The sequence below is a fragment of the Solirhodobacter sp. genome (genome assembly GCF_964715405.1).
The window spans coordinates 36,599-53,927 of record NZ_CBAICG010000010.1; the positions used below are offsets into that span (position 1 = coordinate 36,599).

The following is a 17,329-nucleotide window of genomic DNA, read 5'->3' on the forward strand; positions in this document are numbered from 1 at the left end:
CGGTAGTAAAAATTATTGGTCAACTGTTTACACATAGGCAACCTGATGAGCACAAGCCAGACGCCCGCCGACGATGACGCCCAAACCATCGCCAAGTCGAAACCGGCCTTCGACCAGGACCCGCACCGCGTCCGCGAGTTGAGCGAGCGCAATCTGGAAACGGCGATCGGCCGCGCGGTGCGTTCGTTCCGGCGCCAGCAGAACATGACGGTCGCCGATCTGGCCGGGGTCACGGGGCTGTCGATCGGGATGCTGTCGAAGATCGAGAATGGCATCACCTCGCCATCCTTGACCACGCTGCAAATCCTCAGCCACGCCTTTTCCACCCCGATCACCTCGTTCTTCCGCGGCTTCGAGGAACGGCGCGAGGTGCAGCACGTCAAGGCCGGCGAACATATCGAGATCGAGCGTCGCGGCACCCGCGCCGGGCATCAGTACAACCTTTTGGGCCATATCGGATCGAACTCGTCGGGCGTGGTGGTGGAACCCTACATCATCACCCTGACCGCCGAATCCGATACCTTCCCGACCTTCCAGCATGACGGAATCGAACTGCTTTACATGCTTGAAGGCGAGGTCACATACCGGCATGGCGATCAGCTTTTCCATCTTCAGCCCGGCGACAGCCTGTTTTTCGATGCCGATGCCCAGCACGGGCCCGAAACCCTGAACAAGCTGCCCGCGCGCTACCTGTCGGTCATTTCCTACCCGCAGCCCTGAGTGCGCGGGCCGGATCAGGCCGGGTCGGGCATCCAGCCCGCCGAGGTCGGCGCGCCGTCGTCGAATTTCGCGAGATAGGCCACCATCATGGCGCGGTTACGCTCGAACCCCTTGTAGGTCGCCAGTTCCACCGGCAGGTCGCGGATCACCCGGTGCAGGCGGCGGCCCCATTTCGGGATCGTCACCAGTTCGTCGAACCGGATCAGGTAGCAGCGGATCGGAAAGGCGATGGCATTGGATCGCGGCAGCCGGTGCAGCGTCTGCAATTCCACCCGCAGGTGCATCCGGCGGCCGACGTTGTCGGGCGTGATGCTGGCGCGCGTCGGGCCCCAGACCGGGTAATTTTCCGGGCTGGTGTCCAGCAGCGGATCGACCGTCATGGTCCAGTTGAAGCGCCGCACCGGGGCGCCGTGCTGCAGCTTCAAGAGGAACTTCAGCGCGCGGTCGAACACCCCCAGTTCATGCGCCTTGGGCACCGGCGCGTGCCATTCGTGAAAGCCCATGCCGATGTCGAAATCCAGGCTCCAGTCGGCCTGCGTCGTGACCATTCCGGCCTCGATCCACAGGTTGTCGTCGCGCTGGTCCTGCAACGTGAAATCGCCCTGCGTCTGCCGGGTGATGTATTCCATCGGGCCATAGGGCAGCGTCGTTTCGTCCAGAAAGGTGAACGTCTGGTCGATCTGCATCGGCCGGTTGATCCAGTGCCAGCGGTTGCCGTCCTTGTGCAATTCGAACAGGTCGGGATAATCCCGCGCCTTCGACTCCATGATCAGTTCCAGCAGATCCCAGCCCGCCAGCGTCATGTGCGGCAGCGACTGGCAGCGCAGCGGATCCTCGGCCAGCACTAGCGCACGGTCGCGCATTTCCGACAGATAGTGTTCATCGACGTCGAACATGTGTTCGAACACGCTGCCCTTCGGCCCCGGCACATGCGGCTCCATGTTGACGGAATACATGTAGCTGTCTTCGCTGAACGGAAACGGAAACCGCCGGACCGCCTTTGGCGAATTGTGAAAGGTGAAATCGCCGCGAAACGTCTCGGTGTTGAACGTCAGCCCCATCGCTTCCCCCTATCGGTCCAGCACAAGGGACGTGCCCTCGAACCGCGACACGCATGGCATGATCCGTTTCCCCTCGGCCTTCTGCTCGTCGGTCAGCCAGTGGTCGTTGTGCAGGATGTGCCCGTCGCAGCGCAACACGGCGGTTTCGCATTGCCCGCAGGCGCCGCCGCGGCAGAGGTAGGGCGCATCGACCCCCGCCGCCTCGATCGCCTCCAGCAGCGACTGGCTGGCCCCGACGGTGATCGTCTTGCCCGAGGCGGCCAGTTCCACCCGGAACGGCTGACCGACCGGGGGGGCGAGGAATTCCTCGTGGTGCACGGTATTGCGCGGCCAGCCCGCCGCCTCGGCCGTGGTGCGGACCCAGGTGATCATCCCCTTCGGCCCGCAGACATAGAGATGCGTGCCCAGCGGCTGCCCGGCCAGCAGCGCCTTGAGGTCGATGACCTGCTTCTCGTCGTCGTGATAAAGGTGCACCCGCTCGCCATAGGCGGCGCGCAGATCGGCCATGTAGGCCCCGAGCGCGCGGTTGCGCGCGGCATAGTGCAGCTCGAACCGGCCGCCCTGCGCCGCCAGTTGCGCCATCTGGGCAAGGAAGGGCGTGATGCCGATGCCCCCCGCGATCATCAGGTGCTTGCGCGCCCGCGCATCGAGCGCAAAGAGGTTGACCGGCGCGCCCAGCACCATCTCGAGTCCAGGCCGGACATGGCTGTGCATGTAGAGCGAACCGCCCCGCCCGGCCTCGTCGCGTCGCACGGAAATGCTGTAACCGGTGCTGTCGCCGGGATCGCTCATCAGCGAATAGGGGTTCATCCGGCGGGTGCCGTGGTCGTCCATCTCGACCACCACATGCGCGCCGCCCGAGAATGGCGGCATCGCCCCGCCATCGCGGCGCACAAAGCGGAAGCGCTTGATCAGGTCGTTGACCTCGGTGACTTCGGCCACCCTGACGGGGATTTTCGGGGCGCCGACGCTCATGTGAACCGCTCCACGGCTGGGGGCACCTTGCCCGGATCTTCCGCGTCGATGTTCACGCCCTGAAACGCCGCCAGACGGCGCGAGTAGTGGTCGCGCACGAAGAGGCTCAGCCCGCAGTGGCTGCAAATGAACGGGTCGGTGCGCACGTTCTCGGTGATGCCCTTGCAGTGCACGCACTGCACCCGGCGCGCGGTCGGGCCGCGATGCTCGGTCTGCATGGCGTCATGCGGCAGGCCGGCCGCGATCGCCTCGCGCTGGGCCTGGCCGATCAGGCCCTCGGTGCCGGCCAGATAGACCTGCAACCCCATCCGCGCGTCGGCCAGCACCTTGCGCAGCCGTTCCTCGGCGCTGGCATAGCTCGGGCTGCGGTGGAACTGCGCCGCGCCCAAAGCCTGCAGCGCCGCCGTCATGTCGGTGCCATCCGGCCCCGGCATATAAATGATGTGCGCCCGCGCCAGCAGGGTCGGCGCCTCGGCGCCCGCCCTGGCGACGAGATCGACCAGCGCCCCGCCGCCTTCGCCATCGGCCACCATCAGGTGCATCGTGCCCGGACGATACGCCAGCTCGCCATAGACCGGGCGGCTGCGGATCGCAGGGGGGAAGTCCGTCTTGCTCATCGTCATTTGCCCTTCACGCCGCTGTGGCCCGACCCGGAATGGTTTCACCGGCTTCCGGGCGCGCCGGGACCGCGAAGGCACCTCTCCACTGGAGAGGTGCCCGATCCCGTTGCCCATAAGGCCGGAGGCCGTTGGGCAAGCGGGGGGCGGCCTGGGCCTGCGCCCGCCAATCAGGCCGCGCCTGCCTGGGCTGGCGCGGAAACGCGCCTGCCACGGGCAGGCAGGCGCGGCCCGATTTGTCACGGGACAAATCGGGCAAGACGATTGACGCGGCGAACAGGAAAACCATTCCGACAGCCATCTTCAGCCCCTAGCCCTTCGCCGTGCGCCGCTTTTTCTCGACATCGTAGAACGGCATCGGATGCGTTGTCGCCGCGATCTCGCCATGCGTCGCGCAGTTCACCGTCAGCTTGGTGCCGGTGGTGGCGCAATCGACCGGCAACCGCGCAATGGCAATCGTGTGCTTGTTCAGCGGCGAATGCATCGCCTGCGTCACCACGCCGACCTGTTCGCTGCCGCGGAACACCGGCGCGCCGTTGCCGGGCGCGTTCACGCCGTCCAGCACCAGCCCCCAGATCTTGAAACGTTCCTTGCCCTTCAGGCGGTAATGCTCTTCCGCGCCGCGAAAGCCGGTCTTGCCAGGCGAGACGGTGAAATCGAGCCCGAGTTCCCACAGCGTGTCGCCCGGCCCCTGATCGGGGAACGGATACATCTCGGAATTGTCGAACGGGAAGAACAGCAGATAGCTTTCGGTGCGCAAGAGGTCGAGCGTGGTGAACCGGCACGGGATGATCCCCATCGCCTTGCCCTCGTCCAGAATGCGATCCCAGATCATCGGCGCGTCCTGGCCGCGGCAAAAGAGTTCATAGCCGCGCTCGCCGGTATAGCCGGTGCGCGAGATCATCACCGGCTTGCCAAAGAGCGAGGTCTGCATCTGCGCGAAGTAGGGCAGCGCCCGGATGCCCTCGACGTGTTTCGCCAGATAATCAACCGCCAGCGGCCCTTGCAGCGACAGGTCGTGCAGGTTGTCGTCGAACCGGATCGCCACGTCGCGCCCGGTCGCCGCCATCGTCAGTTGCTCGTGCGCGCCGCCCGAACCGTGCACCACCATGAAGGCGTTCGGCCCGGTGCGGTAGATCACGCAGTCGTCGATGAACTTGCCCGCATCGTTCAGCATCGTGGCATAGACCGACCGGCCCGGCATCAGCTTCTCGATGTTGCGCGTGGTCGCGCGTTCGATGACATGGCTGGCGGCCGGGCCGGTGATGTGCACCTTCTTCAGCCCCGACACGTCCATCAGCCCGGCCTTGGTGCGGATCGCCATGTATTCCGTCATCGGATCGCCGTCATAGGACCAGGCCGTGCCCATCCCGCTCCAGTCCTCAAGCGCGGAACCCAGTGCGCGGTGACGGTCGGCAAGCGTCGAGAATCGCCAGGAATTGGTCATGTGCTTCCCCCTGATGGAGCTTTTTGTTGGTGACAGTCTGAAATCAACGGCGCTGAAAAGCAACATTGAAGAGCAAAAAGTTTTCCTCTGAGGGAAATCTTGAAGGGCGGCCGCTGAAGAAAAGGGCGGCCCGAAGGCCGCCCCCGCGGTTCCTTGCAGGCGCCGGGTCAGGTCGGCAGCACAAAGAACCAGTTCGCCCACAGCACCACCGCGGCGCCCCCGATCAGCGCCAGATAGGGTAGCATCCCGGCCTTGCGTTCGCCCATGTCGCCTTCCATCAGGCCGAGGTCTTCCATCGCCTCCGGCGGGAACTTGCCGCCGTCCTGCACATAGTGGCGGAACCAGAACACCGGGATGATCAGCGCGGCAAACACCAGCCCGACCCAGAGCGCGCTGGAATAGCCCCAGACCTTGGCCCCGGCCCCCAGAAACAGCGCGTTCACGAAGGCCAGCAGCGTGTTGAACGCGATCAGCGCGGTCGGCGCCTTCCACGGCCGCGCGACATGGCCCGAGTCGATGCGGTGGATCCAGCCCGCGTTCAGGTTCAGGAAGTTGAACACGATGTAGCCGACGTTCGAGATCGCCAGCACGTAGAAGTAGCCGCCCACGTCCGAGGCCAGCGCGAGCAGGAACAGATTGAAGCAGAAGTCGGTCCACATCGCCCCGGTCGGCGCGCCGTGGGCGTTGACGTGGCTGAGGTATTTCGGCAGCCAGCCATCGCGCGAGCCCTGATAGAGCGTGCGCGACGACCCCGCCATCGCGGTCATGATGGCGAGAAACAGCGCCATGATCATCAGGATCACGAAAATCTGCACGATGATCCGGCTGGTGCCCACCATGCCGCCCAGCGCCTCGGCGATGCCGGTGCCGTCGACAACGCCCGGCGCCAGCATCCCCTCATGCCCCAGCACGCCCTGGAACGAGAAGGGGATCAGGAAGTAGAACACTGCGCAGAGGATCCCCGAGAAGAAGATCGCCTTGAAGGTGTCGGTCTTGGGGTCCTTCATCTCGCGCGTGTAGCAGACCGCGGTTTCAAAGCCGTAGGTGGACCAGGCCGCGATATACATCGCGCCCAGGAACAGCGTCCAGCCGCCGAGGTTCCAGGTGCCGTCGGTGGCGGCGTAACTGGTCGTCGGCGGCACGATGCCGGTGACGTTGGTGGTCTGGATCGCACCGGTCAGGATCGGCACCAGCCCGACCAGCAGCAGGGGCACCAGCACGATCACCGCCAGCCATTTCTGCGCGTTTGCCGTGTTGGCGATGCCGCGATGCTGGATGGCGAACATCACCAGCATCAGCACCGCGCCGATCACGAAGGTCGAGTTGAAGTGCAGCGTGCCAAGGCCGGGGATCGCGATCGCCAGCGCCTCCCAGGTCCGCGCGGCGGGGGTCAGCGCGGTCACGGCGTCGGCCGTGGCCACCGCCTTGATCGCATCCGGCAGCGCCGTTCCGGCATGGGCGGCGAGATAGGCCACCACGCCCGGGTCGGTCGCCGTGATGGTCGCGATATGGGCGGTGACCCAGTCCACCACCGCGGGCGCGGTGTCGGTCGGGATCGGGAAGAACGAGTTCAGGATGTAGCCGCCCGCGATCGCGCAGCCAAGCGACAGCACCGGGCTCCACGCGAACCAGTTGCACCAGACCGAGAGCGGCGCCACCAGCTTGGAATAGCGCAGCCACGCCGTCGCGCCATAGACCGAGGCGCCGCCGGACTTGTTGCCGAACATCCCCGCGATCTCGGCATAGGTGAAGGATTGCGAGAACCCCATCACCATCGAAAGCATCCAGACCACGAAGGCCGCCTTGCCCGCCACTCCGGCGATGCCGCCGATCGAGAACAGCACCAGCGGCGGCACCCCGGCGGCGACCCAGAAGGCGCCCTTCCAGTCCAGCGTTCGATGCAACTCACCGGAAACCTTTCCTGACGACAGCCCTTCGTTCACGGATGACATTTGTCGAAACTCCCCTGTTCCCTGTTGTCGGCGAGGATTGATTTTCGGGGCTGCTGGCTTCGGCCCCCCCCTCGTCGCTGTTGTCCCTGTTCCGGGCCCGCCCAGGGGCAGGTCCGGCCGCTTCAGTTCGGGAAAACGCGGGCCAGGCATTGCAACGAACGCGGCGGCCATGCCGACCGTCCACGAATGACCCGCGCGGGGGCGTTGCCCGCCGTCAGATCAAGCTTCCGCGCAACTCAAAGGTCCGGATTCGCATCCCCTGCGACACATTGGCTCAGGTCACGGGGCGGACAAAGTAACTTTTTGCCTGTGGCGAAAGTTTTTTTACCTTGATGCCAACTTCGCAGGTCCGGATGCCGCTTTCGCTTGCGCCTGGGCCTGAAAACGCCCGAAATCAGGGCGATCCGGGGCGCCGACCGCTATGACTTGGCCGACTGCCGCGTGCTGAAACGCCACAGTTCATAACGGACGCGGGCCATCTTGTAGGCGTCGAACACCGACATCGCATAGACGAACAGCCCCCCCGCCAGCTTGCCGACGATCGACACATCGGGGGCCGCGGTCTTCAGCGTGAAGCCACCCAGCAGCAGCATGAAGAACAGGAACATCAGCCCGCGCAGCGGCGCCCGGTTGATCACCTGCCCCGAACCGGGCAGCACCAGCGCCGCCGCCAGCACCAGCAGCGGCGGCAGCGGGGCGCGCGGGCCGCTCATGCCACCCGCTCTGCCGCGACCGGCCCGAGCGCCGTCCCGGCCTGCGCGTCAAGGTCGGCGCGCAAGGCGATGAGGCAGTCCAGCAAGGGTTGCAGCACCTCCGGCGCCAGCGGCACCGTGCCCATTTCGGCATCGCGGAACATCAGGTAGCGGGTGCGGTCGGCCTCCTCCGCCAGCCAGACGATCCGCAGCCCGCGCGGCGAGATCACCAGTTCCTTGGCCCGATCCAGCGCGAACAGCCCCAAATGGCGCCGCAGCACGGCCTCGGGCGGCAGGCCGGCCCCGTCGTCGGTGCGGATCTGCGCCTCGGGCGGGCAGAACGCGGGCGGCGCCACCTGCACCGGCAGCCGCGCGAAATGGGAAAACGTCTCGCCCCCGCCGGGCCGCATCATCAGATCGAAGGTCGCGCGCACCGGCATCGGCGCGGGCAGCGTCACCATCAGCCAGAGCGCGGGCAGCTTGCGGAAGGTCAGCGTGTCGGGCAGCGCCTGCAGGTCGAACGGCTGGCCGCGATAGCTCGCCGACAGCCGCGCGAAACCATGCGGCGCGATCGCCTTCAGCCCGCCGGTGAACAGCGGTTTCACCGCGTCGAAATATCCGGCGCGGGCGGCCGCACGGCCCTGCGCGCCGCGCCGCACCAGCCGGACGGCGCCGATCCCCAGCAGCAGGATCAGCGCCCCCGGCGCGATCAGACTCAAAACGTCGGTCATGGCAGCCTTTCGTTGCGAAAGAAGATGGCCCGCCGGAAGCGGGCCACCCTGATCATGCGCGCGCCGCTCAGTACCCGGCCGGTTTCGGCCAGGGCATGGTGAACTGCGCCCCGCGGTTGACAAAGCGATAGCGCCAGAAGTGGAACCACAGCGACACCACGATGTAGAACGTCACCATCGCCACCAGTTGCGTGCCGTAGCCCAGGAACACCGCGAAGTAGGTCACGCCGCAGAGCGTCAGCAGGATGATCGCCGGGATCGGGTGGAACGGATGTTCATAGCCGCGCTTGATCGCGTGCAGCGGCCATTTGCGGCGGAACAGGATGACGTTCAGCGGCATGAAGGTGTATTCCAGCAGCCCCGACAGGATCGAGAAGGTGATCACCTGATCCAGCGGCGCCCCCAGCGCGAACACCAGCGCGATCGGCACCAGGAAGATGATCGAGCGGTGCGGGGTGCGGTATTTCGGATGCACCGCCGCGAACCACGACGGCAGATAGTGGTCACGCCCCATCGCGAACCAGGCCCGCGAGGCATCATTGATGCAGCCGTTGGCCGAGGCGAGCGTCGCGAACATGGTGCCGATCGCCAGCAGCACCATCAGCCAGGTGCTGCCCGAGAGGCGTGCCGCGTCGAACAGCGGCACCCCGGCCTGACCGAGGTATTCCCACGGCATCAGGCCGACGCAGACATACCACGTCAGTGTCGCCGCGATCAGCAGCGTCATGATCCCGGCCAGCGTGCCGAACGGCAGCGACCGCGCGGGCGAGCGCACTTCCTCGGCCGCCTGCGTGGTGCCTTCGATGCCGAGGTAATACCACAGCCCGAAGTGCATCGAGGCCAGCACCCCGATCCAGCCATAGGGCAGCGCGGTCATCAGTTGCGCATGGCGCATCGGGCTGGCCGCCGTCCAGGGCGCGGTCACCAGGAACAGCACCACGATCGAGCTGAAGGCGATCGCCGTGATCACCAGGTTGAAGGTCAGCGTCGCCAGCACGCCGCGATAGTTCAGCCAGGCCAGGAACACGATCGACAGCACGATGAACGGCCGCTGATCAAGCCCGGTATGGCCCGTCATCGTCGCCACCGTATCCATCAGATAACCGAAGGTGATCGCGTTCGCCGCCTCCAGCATGGTGTAGGCGAACACCAGATAAAGGCCGACGTTGAACGCCATCAGCGGCCCGATGATGTGCTTGGCCTGGGTGTATTGCCCGCCCGCCGCTGCGACGGTCGAGGTGACTTCCGAATCGATCATGGCGACGCAGGTATAAAGGATGCCCGCGAACCAGCAGGCGATCAGCGCGGCATAGGCGCCGCCCTTGCCCACCGAGAAGTTCCAGCCCATGTATTCGCCGACCAGAACGATGCCGACACCCAGCGCCCAGACGTGGGCCGGTCCCAGCACGCGCGCAAGCCCGTGGCTTGCGATTGCCTCTTCAGCATTTGCCATCGTGCCCCCCTAGAGCCTGTGTTTTTCGGACAGCGCTTCCAGCTCGCCCTCGCGCGACGAGGTGAGCTGCGCTTCCGTGTAGGTCGTGTCGGTCCTGATCCAGTCGGCGATCACGATGCCGCCCAGCAGCACCGAAAGGGCCCAGGCCGCATATTCAAGCCAGTTCCAGTAATCCATTTGCCTGCCCCTTCACTCTTGGCCGAACCGCTCGGCGATCACGTCGTGGTATTCCTTGCCCGACAGCTTCAGCATCAGCGTGAAGTAGCCGACCAGCACCACCACCATCACCACCAGCTGGACGATGTTGAACGAATAGTCGAACCGTGTGGTGATGATGCTTGCCGCCGAGGCGGGATCGGCGAAGCCGAGTTGGTGCCACTTTTCCACCATCGTCGGGTTCTGGCCGAGACTCTCCCAGGTCGGGTTGGTCTGCGGCGTCGTGACGGTGCTGCTGCCCGCCAGCTTGAGCCAGAGCGGGATGTAAAGCGACCCGATCGCCAGCACCAGAAGCACGATCACATCGAAGATCTGGCTCGCCTTGCTTTGACTCGGGGGGATGTATTTCGCCATGACGGTCAGCCTTTCCTGGCTCGGGCTGCATCCAGAAACCGGATGTCCAGCCCGTACATGAAGTCGCGGTCTTCGCGGTAATGGCGCAGCATCGCCATGATGGCGGCGGTATTCAGCACCAGCACGATGACGCCGCCCACCATCAGCAGGGCCCGCGCCCCCGCATCCGGCGCGATCGGCCATGTCGCGATGGCGACAAAGATCATGGCCAGCCACAATCCGATCACGAACGCCCACGCGACCAGCGTGTCGCGCCTGTGCATCGTTTCTATCCGTTGGTTCAGGTCCGGCAATTTCCCCTCCGTCTGTTGGCTTGGTGCCCTCTGGTGGCTTCTGCTGGGGCGCGCAGTGCTTTTTCACTGGTTGACAATTATTTTTCTTACAGGAAACATCGGCTGCGACACTCTGTCAAGAAAACTCTGAACCCGACCCTTCGTTCGACACCGGCGACATCACCACGCCGGTCACACCCCCTCACGGTAAAAAAAGTTTCATTTCAGTTGAACGGTCCGGAATTCGCTGCTAGCCTCATCCCAGTCACGATCAAGGAGTCGATCCCATGTGCGGTATTGTCGGGCTTTTCCTGAAAGACCCGTCGCTGGAGCCGAAGCTCGGCGCCATGCTGACGGACATGCTCATCACCATGACCGACCGCGGCCCCGACAGTGCGGGCATCGCGATCTATTCCCGCCCGCATGCGGGCGAGGCGAAACTGACGGTGCAGTCGGCCAATCCGGCCGTCGATTTCGCCAACCTCGATGCCGACCTCGGCGCCGCGATCGGCTGCGACGTGATCGCGGTTCGCAAGGACTCGCACACCGTGCTGACGCTGCCCGCCGACAAGCTCGACGCCGCCCGCGCCGCGATCCGCGAGGTCCGTCCCGACGTGCGCGTGATGAGCGCGGGCGAGGAGATCGAGATCTACAAGGAGGTCGGCCTGCCCCGCGACGTCGCGCGCCGCTTCGACATCGCGAAGATGGCCGGCACCCACGGCATCGGCCACACCCGGATGGCGACCGAATCCGCCGTCACCACGATGGGCGCGCACCCGTTCTCGACCGGCCCCGACCAGTGCCTGGTGCACAACGGCTCGCTGTCCAACCACAACTCGGTGCGGCGCGTGCTGAAACGCGCGGGCATGACCTTCGAGACCGAGAACGACACCGAGGTCGCCGCCGCCTTCCTGACCCACAAGATGCACGAAGGCGCCAACCTCGGGCAGGCGATGGAGGCGACGCTGACCGATCTTGACGGCTTCTTCACCTTCGTCGTCGGCACCCACAACGGCTTTGGCGTGGTGCGCGACCCGATCGCCTGCAAGCCCGCCGTGATGGCCGAAACCGACCAGTATGTCGCCTTCGGCTCCGAATACCGCGCGATGGTCAACCTGCCGGGCATCGAGACCGCCCGCGTCTGGGAACCCGAACCCGCCACCGTCTACTTCTGGGAACATTGAGCCATGCAGACATTCGACCTTGAGGCGCAGGGCCTGCGCGCGCTCAACGCGGCGCTTCACGCGCTGAAGGGCACCACCAACCAGACCGCCTGGGAAGTGATCAACGCCAAGGGCAGCCACGCCATCGCCGTGGGCGTCGACGCGCCGATCGACCTGACGGTGCACGGTTCCACCGGCTACTACTGCGCCGGCATGAACAAGCAGGCGACGATCCGCATCAAGGGCAGCGCCGGGCCGGGCACCGCCGAGAACATGATGTCGGGCGCCGTGATCGTGGACGGCGACGCCAGCCAGTATGCGGGCGCCACCGGCAACGGCGGGCTGCTGGTGATCAAGGGCAACGCCTCCTCGCGCTGCGGCATCTCGATGAAGGGCATCGACATCGTGGTGCACGGCAACATCGGCCACATGTCGGCCTTCATGGCACAGTCGGGCAACCTCGTCGTGTTGGGCAACGCCGGCGATGCGCTCGGCGACTCGCTTTACGAGGCGCGGCTCTTTGTGCGCGGCTCGGTGAAATCGCTTGGCGCCGACTGCATCGAGAAGGAGATGCGGCCGGAACACCTCGCGATCCTCGCCGATCTGCTGAAGCGCGGCGAGGCGGGCCATCTTGCCAAGCCCGAAGAGTTCAAGCGCTACGGCTCGGCCCGCAAGCTTTACAATTTCAATATCGACAACGCGTCGGCTTACTGAGGTTCCCAGATGAGCGATTTTCCCCATACGCCGCCGAAGATGAGCTGGACCTTCTCGAACGCCGTCAACGCCGAGATCAGGCGCGCCGCCGCCACCGGCATCTACGACATCCGCGGCGGCGGGTCCAAGCGGCGGCTGCCGCACTTCGACGACCTCCTGTTCCTCGGCGCCTCGATCAGCCGCTATCCGCTGGAAGGCTACCGCGAGAAATGCGCGACCGACGTCTGGCTTGGCACCCGCCACGCCAAGAAGCCGATCCACCTCGACATCCCGATCACCATCGCGGGCATGAGCTTCGGCTCGCTGTCCGGCCCGGCGAAGGAAGCCCTTGGCCGTGGCGCCTCGGCGGCCGGAACCTCGACCACCACCGGTGACGGCGGCATGACCGAGGAAGAGCGCGGCCATTCCAGGACACTGGTCTACCAGTACCTGCCCTCGCGCTACGGCATGAACCCCGACGACCTGCGCCGCGCCGACGCGATCGAGGTTGTGGTGGGGCAAGGTGCGAAACCCGGCGGCGGCGGCATGCTGCTGGGCCAGAAAATCTCCGACCGGGTTGCCGCGATGCGCAACCTGCCCAAGGGCATCGACCAGCGCTCGGCCTGCCGTCATCCGGACTGGACCGGACCGGACGATCTGGAGATCAAGATCCTCGAACTGCGCGAAATCACCGACTGGCAGGTTCCGATCTACGTCAAGATCGGCGGCGCGCGGCCCTATTACGATACCGCACTGGCGGTGAAGGCGGGGGCCGACGTGGTGGTGCTCGACGGCATGCAGGGCGGCACCGCCGCCACCCAGGACGTGTTCATCGAGAACGTCGGAATGCCCATTCTCGCCTGTATCCCGCTTGCGGTAAAAGCCTTGCAGGACTTGGGGATGCACCGCGAGGTTCAACTGATCGTCTCGGGCGGCATCCGGACCGGCGCCGATGTCGCCAAGGCGATGGCGCTGGGGGCCGACGCGGTCTCGATCGGCACCGCCGCGCTGATCGCGCTGGGGGACAACGACCCCGCGCTGGAAGCCGAATACAACAAGCTCGGCACCACCGCCGGCGCCTATGACGACTGGCACGAGGGCCGCGACCCGGCCGGGATCACCACGCAGTACCCCGAGCTTTACAGCCGCTTCGACCCAATCCTCGGCGGCCGCCGCCTCACGAACTACCTCAAGGTGATGACGCTGGAGGCGCAGACCATCGCGCGCGCCTGCGGCAAGAGCCACCTGCACAACCTGGAACCCGAAGACCTTTGCGCGCTGAACGTCGAAGCAGCGGCAATGGCGGGGGTGCCCATCGCCGGAACCTCGTGGATTCCCGGCAAGACCGGTTACTGACCATAAAAAGAACGACAGGGAGCTACCATTCCGATGCCAAAGGATCTGGCCAAATACGCCGCTGAAAAGGGCGTCAAGTATTTCATGGTGTCCTACACCGACCTGTTCGGCGGCCAGCGTGCCAAGCTGGTTCCGGCGCAGGCGATCAACGACATGGCGGTGGACGGCGCGGGGTTCGCGGGCTTCGCGACCTGGCTCGACCTGACCGCCGCGCACCCCGACATGATGGCGGTGCCCGACCCGTCGTCGGTGATCCAGTTGCCCTGGAAACCCGAGGTCGCTTGGCTCGCCTCCAACTGCGTGATGGAGGGGCAGCCGGTCAAGCAGGCGCCGCGCAACGTGCTGCGCGCGGTGGTCGACGAGGCCGCGAAAGAGGGGCTGCGCGTCAAGACCGGGGTGGAGCCGGAATTCTTCCTGCTGACCCCCGAGGGCGACAAGGTTTCCGACGCCTACGACAACGCGGTGAAGCCCTGCTACGACCAGCAGGCGGTGATGCGCCGCTATGACGTGATCGCCGAGGTTTGCGACTACATGCTGGCGCTGGGCTGGGAGGCGTATCAGAACGACCACGAGGACGCCACCGGCCAGTTCGAGATGAACTGGAAGTATGACGACGCCCTGCAAACGGCTGACAAGCACAGCTTTTTCAAGTTCATGATGAAGTCGATCGCGGAAAAGCACGGCATGCGCGCGACCTTCATGCCCAAGCCGTTCCAGGGCCTGACCGGGTCGGGCTGCCACGCCCATATCTCGGTCTGGGATCTGGCCGGCAAGACCAATGCCTTCGCCGACAACAGCAAGGAACTGGGCCTGTCGGACCGCGGCCGCAACTTCCTCGGCGGCATCATGAAGCACGCCTCGGCGCTGGCGGCGATCACCAACCCGACGGTGAACAGCTACAAGCGCATCAATGCGCCGCGCACCATCTCGGGCGCGACCTGGGCGCCCAATACGGTGACCTGGACCGGCAACAACCGCACCCACATGGTGCGCGTGCCCGGCCCCGGCCGGTTCGAGCTGCGCCTGCCCGACGGTGCGGCGAACCCCTACCTGATGCAAGCCGTGATCATCGCGGCGGGTCTTGACGGCATCCGCACCAAGGCCGATCCCGGCCGCCGCTACGACATCGACATGTATACCCAGGGCCATACCGTGAAGGGCGCGCCGAAGCTGCCGCTGAACCTGCTCGACGCGCTGCGTGAATATGACAAGGACAAGACCCTGAAGGCGATGATGGGCGAAGAGTTTTCGGCCGCGTTCCTGAAGCTCAAGCATCAGGAATGGGCCAGCTTCGTGTCGCACTTCTCGCGCTGGGAGCATGAGAACACGCTGGACATCTGAACGGGCGCTGCGGCCAGCCAGACGGGAACGGTCCGGCCCCGGGCACCGCCCGGGGCCGATGCCAATTGATCCCCTGCCCCCGGAGGCGCGATGAACATCCTGATCTTCCAGCACCTTGCGGTGGAAACGGCGGGGGTGTTCGCCGACCTCTGGGCGGCGGCGGGCCACCGCATGACGGTGGTCGCGCTGGACGAGGGCGCCCCGATTCCGCCGCTGGACGGCTTTGACCTGCTGGCCGTGATGGGCGGGCCGATGGATGTTTGGCAAGAGGCCGAACACCCCTGGCTGATCGCCGAGAAGGCCGCGATCCGGGATTGGGTGACCCGGCTCGACCGGCCCTATTTCGGCGTCTGTCTGGGCCACCAGCTTCTGGCGGCGGCGCTTGGCGGCCGCGTCGGGGTGATGCCCGCGCCCGAGGTCGGGCTGGCCGAGGTGCACCTGACTGCCGAGGGCCGGGCGGATGCGCTCTTCGCCGGGCTGCCCGCGGCCATGACCACGCTGCAATGGCACGGCGCCGCGGTGACCGCGCTGCCGCCCGGCGGGGTAACGCTGGCGCAGAACGGCGCCTGCGCCGTGCAGGCGTTGCGGGTCGGCCGCCGCGCCTGGGGTGTGCAGTATCATCTGGAGATCACGCCGCGCACCGTGGCCGACTGGCAGGCGATCCCGGCCTACCGCGCCAGCCTCGAGCGCGCCCTCGGCCCCGCCGCCGCGGGCCTTGAAGAGGCCGTGGCCCCCCATCTGCCCGCGTTCCGGCGCGCCGCCGAACGGATCAGCGCGACCCTGACCGCTGCGTGAGGCGCCATGCGACAGGCCCCGGACGCGACCGGGGCCTGCCTGTGTGACACAAAGACCGCTCAGTTCTTCAGGTAGCTTTCCAGGCTGTCTTCCAGCGCATCCTTCCACGGCGTGTGGTGCATCGGCGCCATCGTGCCGGTGATCACCGACCTATAGGCATGGTCGCGGAAGGTCATGATGCCGTCCTTCTTGTGGTCCTTCCACGCGAAGAAGGCCTCGCAGGCGCCATCGACGTCGAACGACGGGTAATCGGTTTCCGCGATCAGTTCCTTCACATAGTCGCCCTGATAGTGGATCGCGTCATGGGCATCCTCGCCCGCATCCTCGCCCGCGACGCGGGCCGTCACGTCGGCCGCCAGCACGGCGGGATCGGCCGGGATCGCGATCCGGCCCAGAATGACGTCGCGCACCCACCAGGCCTGCGCATCGAACATGTTGAAGGTGAACCACTGGTCCTGCATCCCGATGTAGAACAACTTGGGGTTCTTCACCCAGGCCACGCCCTTGTAAAGGTCCGCGGTGGCCAGCCGGTTCGCCGTCTTCAGCCGCAGATCGTCGGGCAGGAACGGGAAGTGGTGCTTGTAGCCGGTGCACAGGATGATCGCGTCGATCTTCTTCGAGGTGCCGTCCTTGAAATAGGCGGTGTCGGTATCGACGTGGTCGAGGATCGGCACCTCCTGCCAGTTCGACGGCCAGTCGAAGCCCATCGGCCCGGTGCGGTGCGCCACGGTGATCGACTTCGCGCCGTATTTCCAGCACTGCGAGCCGATGTCCTCGGCCGAATAGGAGGTGCCGATCAGCAGCAGGTCCTTGCCCTTGAACTCCACCGCGTCGCGGAAGTCGTGGGCATGCAGGATGCGGCCGTTGAAGGTGGTGAAGCCCGCAAACTCCGGCACGTTCGGCGTCGAGAAGTGGCCCGAGCAGACGATGACGTTGTCGAAAACCTCCTCGTAGATGTGGTCCTTCGCCAGATCATGCACGGTCACGGTGAACATCCCCGTGCCTTCGTCATAGCGCACGAAGCGCACGGTGGTGCTGAACCGGATCCAGTCGCGCACCCCGGCCTGCTTCACCCGGCCCTCGATATAGTCGAACAGCACGGCGCGCGGCGGGTAGCTGCCGATCTGCTTGCCGAAATGCTCCTCGAACGAATAATCCGCGAATTCAAGCCCTTCCTTGGGCCCGTTCGACCACAGATAGCGATACATCGAGCAGTGCACCGGCTCGCCATACTGATCGAGCCCGGTGCGCCAGGTGTAGTTCCACAGGCCCCCCCAGTTGGCCTGTTTCTCGAAACACACCACCTCGGGGATCTCGGTCCCCGACTGCGCCGCCGACTGGAACGCCCGCAATTGCGCCAGCCCGGAAGGCCCCGCACCGATCACCGCCACACGTTTCTTCATCCCTGTCTCCTTCATGGATTCGCGGCCTCTGCCCGGCCGCCGTCCTTGACCCGAGTTAGCGGCGCGCGTCCCTCTTTGTCAAATATCT

At 65.7% G+C, this 17,329-nt stretch carries 18 protein-coding genes; 6 read left to right on the forward strand and 12 right to left on the reverse strand.

Features of this window, described 5'->3' with window-relative positions:
- Positions 1–45 precede the first annotated feature (45 nt).
- Positions 46–720 (forward strand): helix-turn-helix domain-containing protein, encoded by a 675-nt coding sequence (locus AC11WY_RS06375; protein WP_482923676.1) that lies wholly within the window; start codon positions 46–48, stop codon positions 718–720.
- 14 nt (positions 721–734) lie between these two features.
- Here AC11WY_RS06375 and AC11WY_RS06380 read toward each other — a convergent pair whose 3' ends face one another.
- The 11 genes from AC11WY_RS06380 to AC11WY_RS06430 all read right to left on the reverse strand — a co-directional run bounded on the left by AC11WY_RS06380 (position 735) and on the right by AC11WY_RS06430 (position 10,481).
- Positions 735–1,781, reverse strand: coding sequence for a heme-dependent oxidative N-demethylase family protein (locus AC11WY_RS06380; RefSeq protein WP_482923678.1), 1,047 nt, complete (start codon positions 1,779–1,781; stop codon positions 735–737).
- Positions 1,782–1,790: 9 nt separating this feature from the next.
- Entirely contained in the window at positions 1,791–2,756 is a 966-nt protein-coding gene (locus AC11WY_RS06385) for a PDR/VanB family oxidoreductase (RefSeq protein ID WP_482923680.1), read from the reverse strand.
- Complete coding sequence (locus AC11WY_RS06390) at positions 2,753–3,373, reverse strand: dimethylamine monooxygenase subunit DmmA family protein (RefSeq protein ID WP_482923681.1); 621 nt, start codon at positions 3,371–3,373, stop codon at positions 2,753–2,755. The genes AC11WY_RS06385 and AC11WY_RS06390 overlap by 4 nt, the downstream gene beginning before the upstream one ends.
- A 310-nt stretch (positions 3,374–3,683) precedes the next feature.
- Positions 3,684–4,820, reverse strand: a complete 1,137-nt coding sequence (locus AC11WY_RS06395; protein WP_482923683.1) for an aminomethyl transferase family protein — start codon at positions 4,818–4,820, stop codon at positions 3,684–3,686.
- Positions 4,821–4,987: 167 nt separating this feature from the next.
- Positions 4,988–6,772 (reverse strand): trimethylamine N-oxide permease, encoded by a 1,785-nt coding sequence (locus AC11WY_RS06400; protein ID WP_482923685.1) that lies wholly within the window; start codon positions 6,770–6,772, stop codon positions 4,988–4,990.
- A gap of 419 nt (positions 6,773–7,191) precedes the next feature.
- Positions 7,192–7,485 (reverse strand): hypothetical protein, encoded by a 294-nt coding sequence (locus tag AC11WY_RS06405; protein ID WP_482923687.1) that lies wholly within the window; start codon positions 7,483–7,485, stop codon positions 7,192–7,194.
- A complete protein-coding gene (locus AC11WY_RS06410; protein WP_482923689.1) occupies positions 7,482–8,195 on the reverse strand; it encodes a hypothetical protein in 714 nt (237 codons plus the stop codon). Before AC11WY_RS06410 ends, AC11WY_RS06405 begins: the two co-directional genes overlap by 4 nt.
- A 67-nt stretch (positions 8,196–8,262) precedes the next feature.
- Positions 8,263–9,648 (reverse strand): APC family permease, encoded by a 1,386-nt coding sequence (locus AC11WY_RS06415; protein ID WP_482923690.1) that lies wholly within the window; start codon positions 9,646–9,648, stop codon positions 8,263–8,265.
- A 9-nt stretch (positions 9,649–9,657) separates the two neighbouring features.
- Positions 9,658–9,825 (reverse strand): hypothetical protein, encoded by a 168-nt coding sequence (locus AC11WY_RS06420; protein ID WP_482923692.1) that lies wholly within the window; start codon positions 9,823–9,825, stop codon positions 9,658–9,660.
- A gap of 12 nt (positions 9,826–9,837) precedes the next feature.
- On the reverse strand, positions 9,838–10,218 hold the full coding sequence (locus tag AC11WY_RS06425; RefSeq protein ID WP_482923693.1) for a hypothetical protein: 381 nt from the start codon (positions 10,216–10,218) through the stop codon (positions 9,838–9,840).
- Positions 10,219–10,223: 5 nt separating this feature from the next.
- A complete protein-coding gene (locus AC11WY_RS06430; protein WP_482923695.1) occupies positions 10,224–10,481 on the reverse strand; it encodes a hypothetical protein in 258 nt (85 codons plus the stop codon).
- A 296-nt stretch (positions 10,482–10,777) separates the two neighbouring features.
- Between AC11WY_RS06430 and AC11WY_RS06435 the strand changes: the two genes are divergently transcribed.
- The 5 genes from AC11WY_RS06435 to AC11WY_RS06455 all read left to right on the forward strand — a co-directional run bounded on the left by AC11WY_RS06435 (position 10,778) and on the right by AC11WY_RS06455 (position 15,838).
- On the forward strand, positions 10,778–11,674 hold the full coding sequence (locus AC11WY_RS06435; RefSeq protein WP_482923697.1) for a class II glutamine amidotransferase: 897 nt from the start codon (positions 10,778–10,780) through the stop codon (positions 11,672–11,674).
- A 3-nt stretch (positions 11,675–11,677) separates the two neighbouring features.
- Positions 11,678–12,367, forward strand: a complete 690-nt coding sequence (locus AC11WY_RS06440; protein WP_482923698.1) for a protein GlxC — start codon at positions 11,678–11,680, stop codon at positions 12,365–12,367.
- A gap of 9 nt (positions 12,368–12,376) precedes the next feature.
- Positions 12,377–13,702, forward strand: coding sequence for an FMN-binding glutamate synthase family protein (locus AC11WY_RS06445; protein ID WP_482923700.1), 1,326 nt, complete (start codon positions 12,377–12,379; stop codon positions 13,700–13,702).
- A 33-nt stretch (positions 13,703–13,735) separates the two neighbouring features.
- A complete protein-coding gene (gene glnT, locus AC11WY_RS06450) occupies positions 13,736–15,043 on the forward strand; it encodes a type III glutamate--ammonia ligase (RefSeq protein WP_482923702.1) in 1,308 nt (435 codons plus the stop codon).
- 90 nt (positions 15,044–15,133) lie between these two features.
- Complete coding sequence (locus AC11WY_RS06455) at positions 15,134–15,838, forward strand: type 1 glutamine amidotransferase (protein WP_482923704.1); 705 nt, start codon at positions 15,134–15,136, stop codon at positions 15,836–15,838.
- Between the two features lie 59 nt (positions 15,839–15,897).
- On the opposite strand, the gene AC11WY_RS06460 is transcribed toward AC11WY_RS06455, so the two are convergent.
- Complete coding sequence (locus AC11WY_RS06460) at positions 15,898–17,241, reverse strand: NAD(P)-binding domain-containing protein (RefSeq protein WP_482923706.1); 1,344 nt, start codon at positions 17,239–17,241, stop codon at positions 15,898–15,900.
- Positions 17,242–17,329 lie beyond the last annotated feature (88 nt).